Origin of the sequence: Salinimicrobium marinum, assembly GCF_014651535.1 — a bacterium.
Lineage (GTDB): Bacteria > Bacteroidota > Bacteroidia > Flavobacteriales > Flavobacteriaceae > Salinimicrobium > Salinimicrobium marinum.
The window spans coordinates 532,652-550,863 of record NZ_BMXB01000001.1 but is presented as its reverse complement, the minus strand read 5'-3'; the positions used below and the strand labels follow the sequence as shown (position 1 = coordinate 550,863).

At 42.2% G+C, this 18,212-nt stretch carries 15 protein-coding genes; 6 read left to right on the top strand and 9 right to left on the bottom strand.

All coding sequences use genetic code 11. The annotated features are described in order from the left end of the window. Window positions 1–100 precede the first annotated feature (100 nt). Entirely contained in the window at window positions 101–418 is a 318-nt protein-coding gene (locus IE056_RS02430; RefSeq protein ID WP_189603018.1) for a hypothetical protein, read from the bottom strand. 232 nt (window positions 419–650) lie between these two features. Between IE056_RS02430 and IE056_RS02425 the strand changes: the two genes are divergently transcribed. Next, window positions 651–860: a hypothetical protein gene (locus IE056_RS02425; protein WP_189603017.1), complete on the top strand. Its 210-nt coding sequence runs from the start codon at window positions 651–653 to the stop codon at window positions 858–860. Between the two features lie 51 nt (window positions 861–911). Here IE056_RS02425 and IE056_RS02420 read toward each other — a convergent pair whose 3' ends face one another. The 6 genes from IE056_RS02420 to IE056_RS02395 all read right to left on the bottom strand — a co-directional run bounded on the left by IE056_RS02420 (window position 912) and on the right by IE056_RS02395 (window position 6,677). Continuing rightward, the gene (locus IE056_RS02420) at window positions 912–1,790 is read right to left on the bottom strand and encodes a retropepsin-like aspartic protease (RefSeq protein WP_189603016.1); all 879 of its coding nucleotides are present in this window, start codon (window positions 1,788–1,790) and stop codon (window positions 912–914) included. 448 nt (window positions 1,791–2,238) lie between these two features. Continuing rightward, the gene (locus IE056_RS02415) at window positions 2,239–3,102 is read right to left on the bottom strand and encodes a GIY-YIG nuclease family protein (RefSeq protein WP_189603015.1); all 864 of its coding nucleotides are present in this window, start codon (window positions 3,100–3,102) and stop codon (window positions 2,239–2,241) included. A 323-nt stretch (window positions 3,103–3,425) separates the two neighbouring features. Then, window positions 3,426–3,938 (bottom strand): hypothetical protein, encoded by a 513-nt coding sequence (locus IE056_RS02410; RefSeq protein ID WP_189603014.1) that lies wholly within the window; start codon window positions 3,936–3,938, stop codon window positions 3,426–3,428. 66 nt (window positions 3,939–4,004) lie between these two features. Further along, window positions 4,005–4,493 (bottom strand): hypothetical protein, encoded by a 489-nt coding sequence (locus tag IE056_RS02405; RefSeq protein ID WP_189603013.1) that lies wholly within the window; start codon window positions 4,491–4,493, stop codon window positions 4,005–4,007. Between the two features lie 25 nt (window positions 4,494–4,518). Further along, a complete protein-coding gene (locus IE056_RS02400; protein ID WP_229793628.1) occupies window positions 4,519–5,085 on the bottom strand; it encodes a hypothetical protein in 567 nt (188 codons plus the stop codon). Window positions 5,086–5,105: 20 nt separating this feature from the next. Then, on the bottom strand, window positions 5,106–6,677 hold the full coding sequence (locus IE056_RS02395; RefSeq protein ID WP_189603012.1) for an outer membrane protein assembly factor BamB family protein: 1,572 nt from the start codon (window positions 6,675–6,677) through the stop codon (window positions 5,106–5,108). 425 nt (window positions 6,678–7,102) lie between these two features. Here IE056_RS02395 and IE056_RS02390 point away from each other — a divergent pair, with 425 nt between their 5' ends. The 5 genes from IE056_RS02390 to IE056_RS02370 all read left to right on the top strand — a co-directional run bounded on the left by IE056_RS02390 (window position 7,103) and on the right by IE056_RS02370 (window position 13,504). Continuing rightward, window positions 7,103–10,387 (top strand): amidohydrolase family protein, encoded by a 3,285-nt coding sequence (locus IE056_RS02390; RefSeq protein WP_189603011.1) that lies wholly within the window; start codon window positions 7,103–7,105, stop codon window positions 10,385–10,387. A 245-nt stretch (window positions 10,388–10,632) separates the two neighbouring features. Next, window positions 10,633–11,106 (top strand): Gmad2 immunoglobulin-like domain-containing protein, encoded by a 474-nt coding sequence (locus IE056_RS02385; protein ID WP_189603010.1) that lies wholly within the window; start codon window positions 10,633–10,635, stop codon window positions 11,104–11,106. Window positions 11,107–11,272: 166 nt separating this feature from the next. Next, complete coding sequence (locus IE056_RS02380) at window positions 11,273–11,638, top strand: DUF6122 family protein (protein ID WP_189603009.1); 366 nt, start codon at window positions 11,273–11,275, stop codon at window positions 11,636–11,638. A gap of 170 nt (window positions 11,639–11,808) precedes the next feature. Continuing rightward, window positions 11,809–12,426 (top strand): deoxynucleoside kinase, encoded by a 618-nt coding sequence (locus IE056_RS02375; RefSeq protein ID WP_189603008.1) that lies wholly within the window; start codon window positions 11,809–11,811, stop codon window positions 12,424–12,426. 379 nt (window positions 12,427–12,805) lie between these two features. Beyond that, on the top strand, window positions 12,806–13,504 hold the full coding sequence (locus IE056_RS02370; protein WP_189603007.1) for a protein-L-isoaspartate(D-aspartate) O-methyltransferase: 699 nt from the start codon (window positions 12,806–12,808) through the stop codon (window positions 13,502–13,504). 907 nt (window positions 13,505–14,411) lie between these two features. On the opposite strand, the gene IE056_RS02365 is transcribed toward IE056_RS02370, so the two are convergent. Together IE056_RS02365 and IE056_RS02360 are read right to left on the bottom strand one after the other, a co-directional pair. Further along, a complete protein-coding gene (locus tag IE056_RS02365) occupies window positions 14,412–15,449 on the bottom strand; it encodes an App1 family protein phosphatidate phosphatase (RefSeq protein WP_189603006.1) in 1,038 nt (345 codons plus the stop codon). A 123-nt stretch (window positions 15,450–15,572) separates the two neighbouring features. Then, window positions 15,573–17,957 (bottom strand): sodium-translocating pyrophosphatase, encoded by a 2,385-nt coding sequence (locus tag IE056_RS02360; RefSeq protein ID WP_189603005.1) that lies wholly within the window; start codon window positions 17,955–17,957, stop codon window positions 15,573–15,575. Window positions 17,958–18,212: the final 255 nt, after the last annotated feature.

Here is an 18,212-nt window from a genome sequence, read left to right as displayed (position 1 = left end):
GGAAATAGATTCTTCGCAAATCTGAATAGTTTTCAATCGATCAATTCCTGATGTCGCTAATAATTGCAATAAGCCGGAACAGAATATTTATCAGCGCGTTTTACTTTACGGTTAGCTCCACTACTTTTCGCTCCTCTTCAGGATATACTTCTTCGTATCTTTTAAAACCATATTCTTTCAATTTCTGCCTGTCCTCCTCATTTAAAGCTTCTTTATGAAATGTTAGCTTCTGCCCTATTGGATATGTAAGAGCAGCATGTTTTTCCTCCGATATTTCTTCGTTTTTTAATTGTACCTTGTATAGAAACAATTCATCAAGAGTGGCTTTTACCTTTTCATAGTCAGATAAGGATTCTGACTGACCTTCCTGTTTTTGAATTGTTGGGTTTTCTTGTGGATTACTGTCTTTACAAGTCAAACTGACAACAAAATTGCGGAGGTTAAAAATAATTTCTTCATTGCTAATGATTTTTTCGGAATGAAACCTAATTCTCCTAAAGGTAGTGAAAAATGTTATTTTGAAAGGTAATTTCTTAGGAGAGGGAGACGAGCCCACCAGTCGAAAGTCTAAATATATTCAGGCTTAATTTCAAAGTAGGACAGTATGCTCCCGGTACAGAAAAATGTATTTTTGCGGAAAATTTTGAATAATGACACCTGGACAACTTCAGAAAGCAAAGAAATCCCGCAATATCCTCATTGGGGCTACGGCCTTTGCATTCATATGCTATCTGTTTGCAGTATTTTTCATTCTCTGGGGCTGGGCACTTTATTCGCCCTTACTGGTAGGAGGGATTTTTATAAGCTATAACCTTGTGAAAATTCAAAAGCGGATTAAAGAACTGGAGGAGGAGCAGTAGACCTTCTAACCCAAAGTCGATGTAGAAATAATCTGGGTGATTTCCTGAATTTTATTCCTGAACGATTAATCTTTTATTGGGAATATCAATGGTGATCTTTTCCCCAATCCAATTGATGCCCATGATGCCTTCATACATAAGACCGTCGATAAAAGAGACATTAAAATCCTTTACTGAAACATTTTTATTTTCATCGCTCATCGCGGCTACGCTTGTAAAATAAAAAGTATTGCCTTCTTCGGGTTTGAAATAGCTATTTCTGTACTCACTTTCAACTGTAGTAGAATCTATATCTAGAGTTTCAAGATACCTTGAATTAAACCTGTAAACGTCAAATCCCGCACCACTGTCCAGGTTCACCAGTAATGAGAGATCGTTGTTCAGTTGAACTTCTGTGGCAATACCTATGGTAATTTCTTTGTCGTTTGAAATTTTAATTGGCATTTCAAAATCTGCATTTGAGATTCGTTCTTGCAGGGATTTTTCAGATTCTATGCTCAACAGTTTATTCTCAAAATCAATGGTGATTTGTTTATCGCTAAAAGGAGTAAGGGATATTAATCCGTCTAACGAAAAGTCGAAATCATAAACTGCAAACATTTCTTCCTCTATAGTAAAACTCCCAATTTCTAAGGTTTCTGAATTCCATAAGTCAGATGTTATTTCCTCACCTGTTGCCCGGTGTCCGGTATGGAAATGGTGGGTTTCTTCGAGATCCTTTACTTTGTCGGCGAAATCCTGAGTGAGAAGATGGAGTCCGGCGCCTGTATCGAAGACAAAATTTCCTTCGACTCCGTTGACTTTTGCAGGGATGATGATATGCCCATTGGGAGAGATTGTAAACGTAATATCTATTCGTTCAGATATGTTTTGTTGAGAATAAGTTAGTGTTGAAAATAAGATAAATAATACTGCAATTGCTCTGTTCATAAAATGTTTTTAAGGATTGGCTTTATGAATATGACGGCTAAGTAGTTGTTGTGTTACATTTTAATTTTATAAGCTTTCGAATGAGTAGTTGCACAACAATACCTTTTCTTTTTTTCATCGCAAAAAAAGAAACAAAAAAGTCCAGGCTTACGAAAATATTCAAATGGAGGAGACATAGAAATTTGTAATCGATCCGTCAGTTCGAGTGGCACAATTTGAGCCTGGACGAGAATTGGGATGTATCGAGAACCTTTCTCGATACATTTTTCCTTTCACTCCCGATCAGGAAAAAACACTCGAAATGACGCTAGATATTCAGAAGAGCTTTTCCAGGTTTGAAAATAATTCCCCACTCTTCTGAATCAAAGTCGGGGTATAAATAATGTTAAAGATCTTCCTTTTCGAATTCGCCGGTTTTATTGGCGTCTTCACAATTTCACACCTAATATTAGCTATTAGATTCAACAGCTTTCAAAATACGTCCATCTTTCGATTTCCATTCGGTGAGACCGTTGGCACTTCTTCCCATTACAACAGCAGCTGCAGCTGAAGGACTGGAAAACAAATAATCCTCCCTGAACACCAACTGATTGTTAGTCTGAAAAATTATTTTGTCATCAATCAGACTTTGTCTGAAATTTTTCCAGTTCTGAGGAAAAGAATTGGTGGGTGAATTTGCAATTTCTGAATCTTTTAAAACGACAAAACCTTCGTTTGTAAATTGACCTTTTGCGTTAGCTCCTCTTGCTGAATTGATGTAAAAAGTATTTCTTACCTCCTCTTCAAATGTTTGAACCTTTCTAAGCTGTTCAAATATTTTATAACCGAGGGCATTTACCAGCAACTTTATGTTTTCAAGATACTCTTCCATCTCTGCCTGATCAGATTCAGAAATTGATGATTTGGGAGGAATAATGCCATTTTCAAGATCGTAACGGTTTACCTTTACTGCAATTTCATGTAATCTGCTCTCCAAGTATTTGATGTGGGCTTTGTTTAGGTTCTCATCTTTGCTCACAAACACAAGAGCTTCGTTCCAAAAATCCTTTGCAGATAAATGTTGATTCAATCTTTTATAAATCCCCTCAGCTTCACCTATGTATGCAAGTTCTTTATTTTCAGATTTGTCAGATTTCCCAAAAAGAATATAGATGCCGGTATTTTCTAACTCAGGCCGGTCTGAAGACTCTTTAATCTTCTTCCTTGGAATCTTCAAGGCTTTGCCCGTCCAGTTAGATAATTCACAGGTCATCCTGCCATTTGGTTCTCCATCCACCAGAAAGATCTTTATAGTTTTACCGAAGTTTTTCATGAATGTTGTCTAATTTCTATACTATAATTTCAAAAAAAAATCTACAGATTAGTAATAATTACCAGAGCCCATAAATAGAAGGATTTTAATTTCTTCCGCTCCTTTGGATAAATCTCATCCATCCTTTATCATTACCTGTTTTTATAAATAAACAAAAAAAATTTCTGGCCTTTCTAAATAGCTGTTCTTCGTTGCCACTTTAGAAGAAATACCAGCCGCCAATATAAAGGTGTAGAGATTCGTTAAAAATAACTTAATTTCCTGCAAAAATAAATTTTCAGCGGGAAGTTTTTGAACAGGAAGAAGAAAAGAAGAAGCAGGCTTTACTTCTTCAACAACTCCCTAATCATTTTTGGAACCTCTTTTTCGGGGGTGGGGAAATTATGTAGTTCCTTGTTCTTATAAATGTTGAAGGTGGATTTCGCTAACAACTTCTCCCCATCGGGGGATACAAAAGCAATCTCGAGCCGATCCAGGATCATTTTAAAATCCCACCTCCAGGTGTCATTGTATTGTACAATGAAATCAAAATCTTCGGGCATATCTCCCCTTTTTCCGATGGCTGCCAGAATGCCGTGCCTTTCCAGTTCCTGCTTAATAATGGTGTCAGTATTTCCAATAACCTCGCTCTTTTCAGCGGGATCATCGACAGGTGTAAGATATCCGAATGGGGTTATTTTTCCGAACTTGAATTTTATGTATTCAGAATTTTCTGTTGAAACTATATAGGCTTTCCTTAATTCCGGATTGGCCTCACTTTCATATCTGGCGGTTTGAACGGTTCCTGCACAACTCGCTAAAAATAAAGCCAATAACAGATAAACTATTTTTCTCATTGTATTATTTTGACTATTTATTATTCTCAACTAACTGAACGTTATTTTTTGCGACTGTAAAGAGCTTCAGGATCCTACTTTCCGCCTTATCATCCTCTCCAAAACTTCCAATCTTATCGTGGATTCAAACATGGTTATTTTTGGTTTTTTGAACATGTGAGGTTGAAGTTCAGGGGTATAAGCTTTTTGGCCTTTCACATAAATCACAGAGGTTATACAACCGGGCACCATGTACGCATTGGGGTACTGCTCATAATAAGCATTGACCAGCCCGATGATAAGTTTATCTCCGGGTTTAAAATCCAGCGAATGCATACAATCCGGGCCACCCCTGAGGAGCTGAATGGTATTTTCTTTTATTGAGCCTTTATACACTTCCTCAACCGTCATGGTAACAGATTCAGGAGCTACCTGATCTATTTCTCCCTTTACTATAAAATCAAAGCTTTTGGTCTTTCCGAGGAAACTATTATCGACAACATTGACACATTCGCAAGCGAAGGTTTTTGTGGAAGAGAGTAAAAGGATGAGAATCAGGATTTGTTTAGTTACCATAGGTTTTCGCAGTCAATGGAATTCATTAATCATTACCTACCGGAATTGAAACCCCAAATGCAACTGCACCTGCAGTCTGCTGTACGCTATCATGGTAATAATAAGTAAACTCGAGGTTAAAATTATGCATGGGCCCTAACTCCAGTCCCAGGGATATTGGAGTATGGTAAATAAAACCACTTTCTTCTAAATCCGTATCGGGTGTAAAGGTTTCAAAAGATCCAATGGAGGCACCTACTCCAATTTCGAAATAAGGTGCCACCCACGGAATTGGTATAGTGAGCCGGGTTTTTCCGCCGAAAAGAAATGCGTTTGCAGTTGATTTATAACCTGCCTCCTTATTTTCGGTATCATCCCCGCCGGGTTTGGTCAATATGAGTCCGGCATACGGTCTAATATCTATCCAATTGTTAAGGCTGAGCACAAATTCTCCCTGTGTGTAAAATCCTGAACCCATAATGTCGTACTCGCCATAAGGCGAACTCAAACCCGAACCTATAGAAACATCTATTGCTTTTTCCTTTATAAACTGTGCCTGCACCTGGAGTGAAGCAAAAATGAACAGGATTACTACCAGAGTCTTTTTCACCATGAGCATATCAATGAAAAGAATTATTGAAGAGGTTTGTTGAACAAATTCTCCAGCTCGATCTCTAAAAAGCTGTTATCCTGAGCATCATAAAATTTTCCGTTGAGGAAAACAGCATTGCGCGAAGCGGAGAATTCAGCTAAATTTTCACCTTCGGAATCGATCACAAAAGTCTTATTCTCCTTAGCAAGGAACCGCTTCCCATCGCGGTTGAAATAGTTGATGTAAATGGCTTTAGCTTCAGTATCCATTGTTTCAACAAGCTCAAAGTTTGAATCGAGTATCAGGATCTTTCCGGTGCCGGTATAGAGATAATGTTTGGCAGGATCTGAATTCTGCAGACTATGAAAGAGGTTGTCCTTCTGAACAAACACCTGCTCCCCCACAAAATACTTCAGTTCGCCAACTGCTTCGGCATTGAATTTTTTATCCTGAAGTAGTTGCCCGTCCTCCACTGAAAACCGGGAAACATGATCTTTAAATAACAGCAGAAGTTCCCCATCTTTTAGATTAACGGCCGCTATCATCTCCTTTTTTTCGGCCGTTACTTCTTTTAAATAATTTTGATCTCCCGTTTTAATATCAAAGGAGGCGATAAAAGGCGTGCCAAAATCCAGTTGACGATATCCCATAAAAGCATAGCCCTGGTTGACCATGACCAGATCATCACCCGACTTAAAGATCATGGATTTACTGGTCAGCTCATCGGGAAGGCTCTTTTTCCACAAGACGTCCCCCTGCCTGTTTAGCCTCACCAGGTCTTTCCTGGAAGCGAAATAGATACTGGCACTGTCCACAAGCATGTTGGAAACCACATCACTAACCAGGTTGTGACCGGTGGAAACCATATAGGTGCCGGTTAACAGCCCGGCCGCAATTCCCAATCCCGTGCCCACTGCCGAAGCGGTATAATCCTTCTTTCCGGTGACTGTATTGTAATCCCAGCCCGTACCATCAAAAATATTTACCGTATGAAGTCCGGAAGCACCTATCAATAAAGTAGAGTCATTCAAATAGGTTATTTCATTCCAGCCGTACTCCCGGCTGATCTCTCTCTGCCACAGAGGCTGCCCATTCCTGAGGTCGATACCCTCAAGTGTATTTTCTTTGGCTTTTAAAGGCTGAATTTTATATCCGATCCCGATTTTGTCCACAGCATCGGCAAAGATCAGGGAGTTTTTTACTTCCCACAGTTCCTTCCCTGTCGCATTGTCCAGGGAATAACTTTTCTTTCCTGTGGAATGAAGGGTAACTCCGCCGGTTTGTTCCAGGTTCTCCAACTGATATGCGATCTTTTTTGACCAGAGCACCTTCTTTTCTTCAGGATCATAGCGCACCACTTTTCCTTTGTTATCAAGCCATTTTCCGTTCTTGCTCAAACCTCTCAATTGAATGGTGATGTGATCATTAACGGTATCTACCTGAAAGTCATGGATCCTTTCGGGGAAGGTATATTCCTTCGCCATAACAGATTCCCCGGTGAGCAGATTCTTTCCTACTTCCCTAGAGTTCCATAGAATCTCCATATCCTTTTGAGCAAGCCCCTGAAGGGAAATCAGGAACATCAGGATCACACTTAAACCAATCTTTTTCATCGACTTTAAAATTAAATCGCCCGGCCTGTCATTCAGAAAAAGGTATAGAAAACCCACACCTAATAATTCTGGGACTCTTTCAGGCAATGTTTTCTTTTTAATCCCGGAGCTGCAAAAACAACAGGAGAGCTATAAGATCATCAGGAAAACGGGTTGTTACTTAGCAGCTCAACCGGCTTTTTGTAGGGTAGAAAGTCGTGTGCAGCGATGGATCTAATGTATATTATTTCTCCATATGTTGAGAAAAAAAATGAAGGCGGAAATGAAAAAAAACAAAGATTTTTTTCCTGTTGAAAAACCTGCTTTTCGCGGCCGATTTCTACCTTTATTGACCAGGTAATTGGAAGATACCTTTCCTTGCACAGGCTAATGAAAAACCAAAATCTTCCTTATATTTAGCCATCTTAAAACAACCCTTACTATTTATGATTAGAAAACACCTGCTGGCATTACTCTTAGTAATGTCCTCTTCTGTAGCTTTCGCGCAGGAAGAAGAAAAGAAAGACGATAAAAAATGGGATGTGAACGATCCCTATACCGATGACTGGAACATCAAAGAAGTCGAATTAAATACCGATGAAGGTACGTGGATGAACCTGGATGTAAGTCCCGATGGGTCGCAGGTCGTATTCGACCTTTTAGGGGATATTTACATCATGTCTATTTCCGGAGGGAATGCCACGGCGCTTACTAACGGAATGGCATATGATGTGCAGCCAAGGTTTAGCCCCGACGGCCGCAGAATCTCCTACACCAGCGATGCCGGTGGCGGCGACAACATCTGGATCATGGATGCAGACGGGAACAATGCGAAGCAGCTTTCCAAAGAAAATTTCAGGCTGTTGAACAACGGGGTATGGACCGCCGACGGGAACTCCATCATTGCCCGTAAACACTTTACTTCCGGTCGCTCTCTGGGTGCCGGTGAGATGTGGCAGTACCACCTTGGTGCAGGAGAAGCGGGAATCCAGTTGACCGAGCGTAAGAACGATCAGCAGGACGTAAACGAGCCCAGCACTTCTCCCGATGGGCGTTACCTTTACTACAGTGAAGATGTGTATCCCGGGGGAGCTTTTCAGTACAACAAAGATCCCAACAACCAGATCTACGTGATCCAACGTTATGACCTACAAACCGGCGAGATTGACCGTGTGACCGGCGGTCCCGGTGGCGCTGCACGCCCACAGGTTTCGCCTGACGGGACAAAACTGGCTTTTGTAAAACGCATTCGTACAAAATCGGTTTTATATATCCACGACCTGGAAACCGGCGAGGAATGGCCGGTGTACGATCAGCTAAGCAAAGATCAGCAGGAAGCCTGGGCGATCTTTGGGGTGTATCCAGGTTTTAGCTGGATGCCGAACAATGAAGAACTAGTTTTCTGGGCCGAAGGGAAAATCAGACGGGTGAATATTGAAAGCACCGAAGCTTCAGAAATTCCTTTTCAGGTGAATACCACGATCAAAATTGCAGAAACACATTCGGTTGACCATCCGGTTTTTTCCGAAGAATTTAATCCGAAGGTGCTTCGTCATGCAGTTACTTCGCCCGATGGAAACACGCTGGTATTTAACGCGGTTGGTTACCTGTGGAAAAAGAGCCTTCCAAATGGTACTCCTGAACGTATCACGGATGCTACGGAATTCGAATTTGAACCGAGCTTTTCCCCCGATGGAAGAAGCATTGTGTATGTGACCTGGAGCGATGAAAATATGGGTGCTGTAAGAACAGTGCGACTTAACGGAAGGAATTCCAAAAAATTAACAACTGAAAAAGGTATTTTCAGGAACCCTGAATTTTCCGGCGACGGAAAAATGATCGTTTTCAACAAAGAAGACGGAAACTCAGACCTGGGCCGGACGTTCAGCAAGAATTCGGGAATTTACCTGATGGACGGTTCCGGAGAAAATATCCGAAAGATCCACAATGAAGGGGAATTTGCCATGTTCAACACGAACAATGACCGCATTCTTTATCAGACGGGTGGTTACCTCATGGGGAGCCTTACCAAACGGCTGAAAAGTGTGGATTTGAACGGACACGACGAGCGTACGCACATTGAATCCAAGTACGGTGGCCGATTGGTGCCGAGTCCGGACAATAAATGGGTTGCTTTTTCTAATCTTCACAAAGCATACGTGGCGCCGCTGGTAATGACCGGACAGCCTGTGCAACTGGACCCGAACAGCAAAACAGTTCCGGTGAGTCAGCTTGCTAAAGATGCGGGAATCAACCTGCACTGGAGCAACAACAGCCAGAATGTGCACTGGACGCTGGGTGATGAATATTTCACCAACAAAATTTCTGAAAGATTTACCTTTTTAGAGAATTCGGCAGATTCGATTCCGCCAATCACAGAAGAAGGGACGAGAATCGGACTTCAGGTGAAAACCGATGTTCCTTCGGGACAGATCGCTTTTACCAACGCACGTATCATCACGATGAACGGCGACGAAGTGATCGAAAACGGAAGCATTGTTATTGAAGGCAACAAAATTGTACAGATTGGGAAATCTTCCGAAGTAAACATTCCGAACAACGCGAAGGTGTATGATATTTCCGGAAAGACGATCATGCCCGGAATGGTAGATGCACACGCACATATTGGCGCTTTCCGCTACGGATTGACCCCGAAACAGCACTGGCCGTTCTACGCTAACCTTGCTTTTGGGGTGACCACTGCGCACGATCCATCGGCTCTTAGTGAAACAGTATTCGGAATGGCAGAACTCATCAAAAGCGGCGAAATGGTAGGGCCTCGCCTCTACTCCACCGGTATCATTTTATACGGTGCCGAAGGGGCTTTCAAAGCTGAGATCAACAGCCTTGAAGATGCGAGATCTGCTTTAAGAAGAACCAAAGCCTTTGGAGCTACATCAGTGAAAAGTTACAATCAGCCACGACGGGAGCAGCGCCAGCAGGTGATGCAGGCAGCGAAAGAGCTTGATATCAATGTGGTTCCGGAAGGCGGAAGTACCTTTTTCCACAATATGAACATGATCGTGGACGGTCACACCGGGATTGAACACAATATTCCTGTGGCACCTGTTTATAATGACGTAAAAACCCTGTGGGGCAACAGCAATACCGGCTATACCCCTACCCTGATCGTGAATTACGGCGGAATCAACGGAGAATACTATTTCTACGACAAAACGAATGTATGGGAAAATGAACGCCTGCTGAATTTCACTCCGCGTAGCATTATCGATTCCCGTTCCAGGCATCGCACGAAACTTCCGGAAGAAGAATACGAGCAGGGGCCGATTCTGGTTTCTGAAACTGCCAAAGAACTTTCAGATCTTGGGGTAAAAGTGAACATGGGTGCCCACGGACAATTACAGGGACTCGGTGCACACTGGGAACTATGGCTGATCCAGATGGGTGGAATGAGCAATATGGAAGCGTTAAAAACCGCAACCATCAACTCCGCCGAATACATCGGAATGGGCAGCGAGATCGGTTCTCTCGAAGAAGGAAAATTAGCTGATTTGTTGGTTCTAGAGGAGAATCCGTTAGAAGACATCCGCAATACCAACACGATTATTTATACCATGGTAAACGGAAGACTTTATGATGCTGAAACGATGAATGAGATAGGCAACAATCCGAAAGAAAGAGGGGATTTTTACTGGGAGAACAATCGGTACAATGCTTCTTTTGATTGGCATGAAAAGGGTGCGACGCATTACGGGTGTATGGCGCATTAGATTTGAGACCGCTGCGCTGTTGGATTTTAGATTTTGAATTCGCTGCGCTCATTTGTAAGACTGTATATTGTATAGTGTAAAAATGGTATATAGTGAGTTGCGAGAATTCGCTTCTCTCATTTGATAATTTAATTTTGAAAGACCGGGACTGGAAAGTTTCGGCTTTTTCATTTCCCAAACCTGCGGAAAGGAAATCCTATTTTCCAGTAAATTACAATTTTTTAACTTCAGGTAAAATCATTGACATGAAAAATGCTCTTGTTATCATAATTCTTTCAACGCTTCTGTTTTCCTGCAAGAACGAGAATAATCAGCAGACAAAAACACCTGAAGAAAATATAGAAATTGAGGAGGGTACAACAGAAGTCAGTAATAAACCGGCGGCGATTAAAGATACTATTGAAGTGTATCAGCTGCGGCCGGGAGAGATTATTTCTTCGCCATTAAAAATTGAAGGTCGGGCGCGGGGAACTTGGTACTTTGAAGCTTCCTTTGCAATCAGGTTGCTGGATGAAAACGGAAATGAGCTAGCTGTTGTTCCGGCTGAGGCTCAGGATTCCTGGATGACGGAGGACTGGGTTCCGTTTGAGGCTACGCTGGAGTTTGAGAATCCGGATTTTAAGGAGGGAGTTCTGGTGTTTGAGAAAGCCAATCCGTCAGGGTTGGACGAGCACGACAGGGATTTGCGGGTAAAGGTGGCATTCGTACCGTCACCCTGAGTGTAGACTGTTTCAGGGTCCATTTGAATTGGAGTGCAAAACAGCAGGCGAGCGCCTTACATAAAGATGCTGAAATGAATTCAGCATAACGTTATAGAAAAATCCATCATAAATTAATAGCGTCATACCTCAGATTTCCTATTTTTATACCACCCAACCCTTGCTCATGCTACAAACGCTTGTCCATTACTTTTTACACTTTATCTTCATTGGAGCCATTGCTTACTGGTATGATAAAAAGCATTGGAAACGCAACTGGCTGATCCTGCTCGGAACCATGGCGGTAGATATTGATCACCTTCTCGCCAATCCAGTTTTCGCAGAAAACCGGTGCAGCATAGGATTTCATCTGTTACATTCTGAATATGTGATCCCGCTGTATTTTCTGGGAGCGATTTTCCTGAAAAACTATACCCTGCGCCTGGTCGCCATCGGACTCGCTTTTCACATGATCACCGATGCCATAGACTGTTTCTGGATGTATACGAAGTGCAATTGCGAAATTTTTGAGGTTTTTCAGGGATTACGGTAAATCCTTTACGTGTTTTCTTTTGAAGCAAAAGAATTTCCAGCTGTGAACGCATACTTCTGAAATTCCATAAATTACCTGAAACTGTTTTATTTCAGATGTTAATTCCATTATATTTACAGCCGTGAAGTTTTTCACACACTCCAGATTTAACAGCCAAAAGATCAACACATATGCACGTCGCTATTGCAGGAAATATTGGTGCGGGTAAGACCACACTCACGAAATTACTAGCTAAACATTTTGATTGGGAAGCCCAGTATGAAGATGTACTTGAAAATCCATATCTGGAAGATTTCTACAACAAAATGGAACGCTGGTCTTTTAATCTTCAGATCTATTTCCTGAACAGTCGTTTCCGGCAGATCATGGATATTAGGGAAAGTGGAAAATCTGTTATTCAGGATCGTACCATTTATGAAGATGCGCATATTTTCGCTCCCAACCTGCACGCCATGGGCCTGATGACCAATCGGGATTTTGAAAACTACAGCTCTCTTTTTGAACTCATGGAAAGAGTGGTGGCTGGCCCCGATCTCTTGATTTACCTACGCAGCAGTATTCCTAACCTAGTGGCCCAGATCCACAAACGCGGAAGAGAATATGAAAACTCTATTTCCATCGATTATTTAAGTCGGTTGAACGAAAGATACGAAGCCTGGGTGCATAATTACGACAAAGGAAATTTGGTCATTATTGATGTTGACAACATCAACTTCGTGGACAATCCTGAAGACCTCGGAAATATCATTACCAGAATCGACGGGGAATTAAACGGGCTTTTTCAGTAGATTTTAGATGTGAGATATGAGATTTTAGATAATCTTATCGGATAATTCTCGACCTATAAACTAAAACCCATCTCGTCCTACGCCTCCACTCCGGAGAAGAGGAAGCTACAAACACAAAACAACTCTTTTTCTCGTACCGACGATGTCCCACTGAGCGCTTCGACTAATCGCCCAAATGGGCGGCTCAGCGTGACAATCGTGAGTAAAAGGTTAGAAGTACCAAATACAAGGGACGAAAAGAAAGGATTGAAACTTAATTATTTTACCCACTAATTGACGAAAAGGAATTCACATTCCATCTCACTTCTCAGATCGCTCATCTAAAAATCCAATTGCCTTTTTTTTCTTATCTTAATTACAATTATAAAAGAGAGAACTCATGAAAACATCCATCTTCATTTTGAGTTTTATTCTGCTCTTTTTCTATCCCTCCACAGATCAGGATAAATACCAACAAAAACGGCAACAAATGGTGAGTCAGTATCTGGCTTCACGAGGAATTTCAGATAAAGCTACTTTGGAGGCCATGCGGAATGTAGAACGTCACAAAATGGTTCCGGAGGCCATGAGAGAACATGCTTATGAAGATCGTCCCCTGCCAATCGGGAACGGCCAAACCATTTCCCAGCCTTTTATGGTTGCCTATATGACCCAGGCCATAGAACCAAATCCGGATATGAAAGTGCTGGAAATAGGAACAGGTTCAGGTTATCAGGCGGCGGTGCTGGCAGAGATTGTTGATAAAGTCTATACCATCGAAACGGTGGAAGATCTCGCTGAAAATGCCAGAAACAAATTGAATGAAATGGGATACGAGAATATTCATTTCAGAATTGGTGACGGTTACCACGGCTGGGAAGAGCATGCTCCATTTGATGCTATTATAGTAACCGCAGCTCCCGAAAATATCCCTCCGAAACTGATAGAACAATTAAAAACAGGTGGTAAAATGATCATTCCCGTGGGACCGATTTCCTCGACGCAGCAACTTCAGCTGGTTGAAAAAAGAAAGGATGGGAAAATAAATACGAAGAATTTGTTTCCAGTTCGTTTTGTGCCTTTTACCCGAAGGAATTAATGAAATCAGAAAAACTGCCTGAAGAATTTTAGTGATTGAGCTGTGAAAACCCACCCCGTCCTTCGGAAACCCCTCCAGAGGTGGGGAAATTACAAATTCCACTTTTTCTCGATTCCACAATGTCCCATTAAATCCGGATGCGGTAGCAGACGGAATAGTCGGAGTGCTGGAGGAGTCAGGATTATCTCGTTTTCATAAGTGCTTCGACTAATCTGCCCTAAAAAAAAGGCAGGCTCAGCGTGACAATCGTGAGTAAAAGGTTAGAAGTACGAAAAAACAATAAATTTTACGGACCTAAAAACCCATCTCGTGCTGACAATGTCCCACTGAGCCGGATGCGGTAGCAGACGAAATAGTCGAAGTGCTGGGGGAGTCGGGATTATTTCGTTTTCATAAGCGCTTCGACTAATCTGCCCTAAAAAAGGGCAGGCTCAGCGTGACAATCATGAGTAAAAAGTTAGAAGGACGAAATTAAAAAATTGGATATTTTCTCTATTTATGGACGAGACAAAACAATAAATTTCACAGACCTAAAAACCCATCTCGTGCCGACAATGTCACACTGAGCCCGGATGCGGTAGCAGACGGAATAGTCGAAGTGCTGGAGGAGTGAGGATTTTTTCGTTTTCATAAGCGCTTGGACTAATCGCCAAAATGGGCGGCTCAGCGTGACAGCCGTAATCAAAAGGTTAGAAGTACGAAATACAACGGAAAATGAAAATCGATTTTTTCCCTCTGTACTGACGAGACAAAACAAATTTTTCTCGTTTCCACAATGTCACACTGAGCCCGGATGCGGTAGCAGACGGAATAGTCGAAGTGCTGGAGGAGTGAGGATTTTCTCGTTTTCATAAGCGCTTCGACTAATCTGCCCAAGAGGACGGCTCAGCGTCACAGCCATGAAATTTCAGGAAATAAATCCATGCTCCCTGGCGTGTTCTTCAGCTTCTTTGGAGGTTTCTACAGATATCACCGGAACTGTTTTAAAATCATCCACGATACTTTCTACCCGCTGCATCCTTTTTTTGTGTTTCACACTTCTCAGGTATATGGCCAAGATCCTGTCAGGATATTGCACGGCAATATCGGTGTAGATACGTGGATCGTGTTCCCCACTGTCTCCTATCAGGATAAAATTGAGATGAGGATAGGTCTTCAGGATGTTGACAATCTCTTTTTGTTTGTGGGGTTTTTCAGGCTTTAAAGTTTTATCGAAGGGAGTCCGGAAATCCCGTAACAAAATAGGACCTTTCGGAAATTCATTCAGCTCCAGGAACAAAAGCAGATACTGGTACAGATTCCACGGACTGTTACTAAGGTAGAACATTGGGTTTTGTTCCTTTCCTCCCTTTCCTTTATGCAACCTGGTATAGAATTCCGGAGAGCCTTCCAGAGAAATACGCTTATGAGCATCTTTAAACAATGAGTTATGCAGCACCCTCCATTTTAGAAAAGAGGTAACCCCGGTTTCCAGAATCGTGTCGTCTATGTCACTAATCACTCCCAACTTTGCTGTAACCGGCGGAATAAGAAGCTCTGCTTCAAATTTATTATTGGAGGAAATAATGCTGTTAGGCACTTCCCCTATAAATGAGGCCGAAAGTGGCACCCAGCCTTCTTCATTGGCATATTTCTCTAAATTAATGGAAGTAGTTTTATCAAACAAGAAATACCCCTCCTTATTAGTAGTAGTGGTGAGCACAGCTCCGTTTGGCAGCTGCAGGGCGACCTCTGCCCCTACAATTTCATCTGTATCAAATTGCTTGTAAGTGTTAACGAGCGTTCTGCGAAACCCCTGATCCTCCTCCATTTTGAGATTGTCATCATCCAGCGCTCTTCCAAGCTGGTACAGGTGGTCTCTGGTCCCGTAGCTGCGATATGCTGCAATTCTTACATTTTGTTTAGCTGTAATACTTATAATTAATTTCCTGAAAATATTTGCCATAGTGATTGGTTAGCCGCCGCTTTTTGGCTTGATCTCTAAGGTACAAGGAATAAAAAAAATCCCGGCAGCAAGACCGGGATTTTAAAACTATTTTAGCACTTCCAAAATGCTGATTTCTATTGTTTATTCCATTTTTACCTGTTTAACTTCGGAAGAAATTTCAGCAAGGGCTACTTTTTCTTCGGAAATAGTTAGAGGTTCTACTGAAGCTTCAGAAGTGATTATTCTTTCTTTTTCTACTTCATCTACTTCTGAAGTAATTACGCCTACAGGTTCTGTTTCAATTTCAGTATTAATGGTTACCTCATCAATATCGGGAGTTTCGGCAATAGTCATATCCTGGCCTAGAATAGGTGCAATTACGAGTCCGATCAAACAGGTGAGCTTGATTAGGATGTTCATAGACGGGCCTGAAGTATCTTTAAACGGATCTCCTACCGTGTCCCCGGTCACTGCTGCTTTATGAGCATCAGATCCCTTGTAGGTCATTTCACCATTGATCATTACTCCGGCTTCAAAGGATTTCTTAGCGTTGTCCCATGCTCCACCCGCATTGTTCTGGAAAATAGCCCACAGTACACCACTCACGGTTACTCCGGCCATATATCCACCAAGCATTTCTGCAATCAGCCTGTTTTCATAACCAAAGACCATTGGCACAAGTACAATTACAATTGGGAAACCAATCGTTAGCAATCCCGGAAGTAACATTTCCCGAAGCGCGGCTTTGGTAGAGATCTCCACACATTTATCGTATTCCGGCTTTCCTGTGCCTTCCATGATCCCGGGAATCTCCCGAAACTGTCGTCTTACCTCGTATACCATTTCCATAGCGGCTTTTCCAACGGAATTCATTGCCAGTGCAGAGAATACCACCGGCACCATTCCCCCAATGAATAACATTGCCAATACCGGGGCTTTAAAAATATTGATCCCATCAATGCCTGTGAAAGTTACGTAAGCAGCAAAAAGCGCTAAAGAAGTTAAAGCTGCGGAAGCAATGGCGAAACCTTTTCCGGTAGCCGCAGTAGTATTTCCAACAGAATCCAGGATATCTGTACGCTCCCTTACTTCGGGAGGCAGTTCACTCATTTCGGCGATACCACCGGCATTATCGGCTATAGGTCCAAAAGCATCAATGGCAAGTTGCATGGCTGTGGTGGCCATCATTGCCGATGCTGCCAGTGCAACCCCGTAAAATCCTGCGAACGCATAAGAAGCCCAGATGGCAACTGCGAACAATAAAACAGAAGAAAATGTGGAGATCATCCCGGTTGCTAGTCCCGCGATAATGTTTGTTCCGGCTCCCGTACTTGATTTCTGTACGATGGAAAGCACCGGCCCTCTTCCTAGTCCCGTATAATGTTCGGTAACAGCAGAGATCACTCCTCCGACCACTAAACCTACTAAAGTAGCATAGAATACCCTCCAGGAAGATATTTGCTGTATGCCTTCCCCGAAGAATTCCATTTGCATGGTTTCAGGAAGCATCCATCTTACCAGTAATAAAGATGAAATTGCCACTAAAATAATAGAGGCCCAGTTTCCTTTATTTAATGCCGCCTGTACTTCAGCTTCTTTGGCATCGTTGTTTTTGATACTAACCAGCAGGGTTCCGATAATGGAAATAATGATTCCAACTCCGGCGATAGCCATTGGAAGCAACACCGGACCAATTCCGCCGAAACCTTCAGAAACAATATTTCCGCCCATATCATTGATCACGTAATTACCCAGCACCATGGCTGCTAAAACAGTGGCTACATAACTCCCGAAGAGATCTGCTCCCATCCCGGCAACATCACCCACGTTATCTCCTACATTATCTGCAATTGTAGCAGGGTTCCGCGGATCGTCTTCCGGGATCCCCGCTTCTACTTTCCCTACCAGGTCGGCTCCAACATCGGCAGCTTTGGTATAAATACCTCCTCCCACACGGGCAAAAAGCGCAATAGATTCGGCTCCCAAAGAGAAGCCTGCAAGAGTTTCAAGAACAATTGTCATCTGATGAACATTGGTCCACTCGCCGCCCATAAAATAGTGGAAGAAGATGATAAAGAATCCGGTTAAACCAAGTACAGCCAGTCCGGCAACACCAAGACCCATTACTGTGCCACCGCCAAAAGAAACCTTTAAAGCTTTAGGCAGACTGGTTCTCGCAGCCTGGGTGGTACGAACGTTGGTTTGGGTAGCGATCTTCATTCCGATATTCCCCGCAAAAGCTGAAAAAACCGCACCGAAGATAAAGGCTACAACTATTAAAATATGAGTGGTAGGAACAATAAAGGAAATAGCTGCCAGGGCAATACTCGCTCCTATTACAAAAAAAGTGAGTAATTTATATTCGGCATTCAAGAACGCCAAAGCGCCTTCATAAATATGAGAGGCAATATCTCCCATTTTTCCACTTCCGGCATCCTGCTTTAAAACCCATGAGCGTTTTACCCACATAAAGATGAGCCCCAATACAGCGAGGACTGCAGGCATCCATATCATCAATGATTCCATAATTTTTTGTTAAATTGTTAGTTCGCTAAAGTTAGGAAAAGAGTCGATAATACAAAATATTTAATTGATGCATTCCGAACAACTTCATATATTAACTATTTAACAATAATAAACCTAAATCATGAGAATTTCATCAACAAAAGGTGACATTGATCATATTTGGTTCTTAGGATATTTTTTATTAAAAATCAGATTTGAATTGAAATTAACCAGATAGAACTACATCCATCCTTTTTTTTATTTAGCATTTGGAGC

Excerpts from the sequence above, each read along its gene's own strand:
- IE056_RS02425 (WP_189603017.1), top strand. The coding sequence starts at position 651 with ATGACACCTGGACAACTTCAGAAAGCAAAGAAATCCCGCAATATCCTC.
- IE056_RS02420 (WP_189603016.1), bottom strand. The coding sequence starts at position 1,790 with ATGAACAGAGCAATTGCAGTATTATTTATCTTATTTTCAACACTAACT.
- IE056_RS02415 (WP_189603015.1), bottom strand. The coding sequence starts at position 3,102 with ATGAAAAACTTCGGTAAAACTATAAAGATCTTTCTGGTGGATGGAGAA.
- IE056_RS02410 (WP_189603014.1), bottom strand. The coding sequence starts at position 3,938 with ATGAGAAAAATAGTTTATCTGTTATTGGCTTTATTTTTAGCGAGTTGT.
- IE056_RS02405 (WP_189603013.1), bottom strand. The coding sequence starts at position 4,493 with ATGGTAACTAAACAAATCCTGATTCTCATCCTTTTACTCTCTTCCACA.
- IE056_RS02400 (WP_229793628.1), bottom strand. The coding sequence starts at position 5,085 with ATGGTGAAAAAGACTCTGGTAGTAATCCTGTTCATTTTTGCTTCACTC.
- IE056_RS02395 (WP_189603012.1), bottom strand. The coding sequence starts at position 6,677 with ATGAAAAAGATTGGTTTAAGTGTGATCCTGATGTTCCTGATTTCCCTT.
- IE056_RS02390 (WP_189603011.1), top strand. The coding sequence starts at position 7,103 with ATGATTAGAAAACACCTGCTGGCATTACTCTTAGTAATGTCCTCTTCT.
- IE056_RS02385 (WP_189603010.1), top strand. The coding sequence starts at position 10,633 with ATGAAAAATGCTCTTGTTATCATAATTCTTTCAACGCTTCTGTTTTCC.
- IE056_RS02380 (WP_189603009.1), top strand. The coding sequence starts at position 11,273 with ATGCTACAAACGCTTGTCCATTACTTTTTACACTTTATCTTCATTGGA.
- IE056_RS02375 (WP_189603008.1), top strand. The coding sequence starts at position 11,809 with ATGCACGTCGCTATTGCAGGAAATATTGGTGCGGGTAAGACCACACTC.
- IE056_RS02370 (WP_189603007.1), top strand. The coding sequence starts at position 12,806 with ATGAAAACATCCATCTTCATTTTGAGTTTTATTCTGCTCTTTTTCTAT.
- IE056_RS02365 (WP_189603006.1), bottom strand. The coding sequence starts at position 15,449 with ATGGCAAATATTTTCAGGAAATTAATTATAAGTATTACAGCTAAACAA.
- IE056_RS02360 (WP_189603005.1), bottom strand. The coding sequence starts at position 17,957 with ATGGAATCATTGATGATATGGATGCCTGCAGTCCTCGCTGTATTGGGG.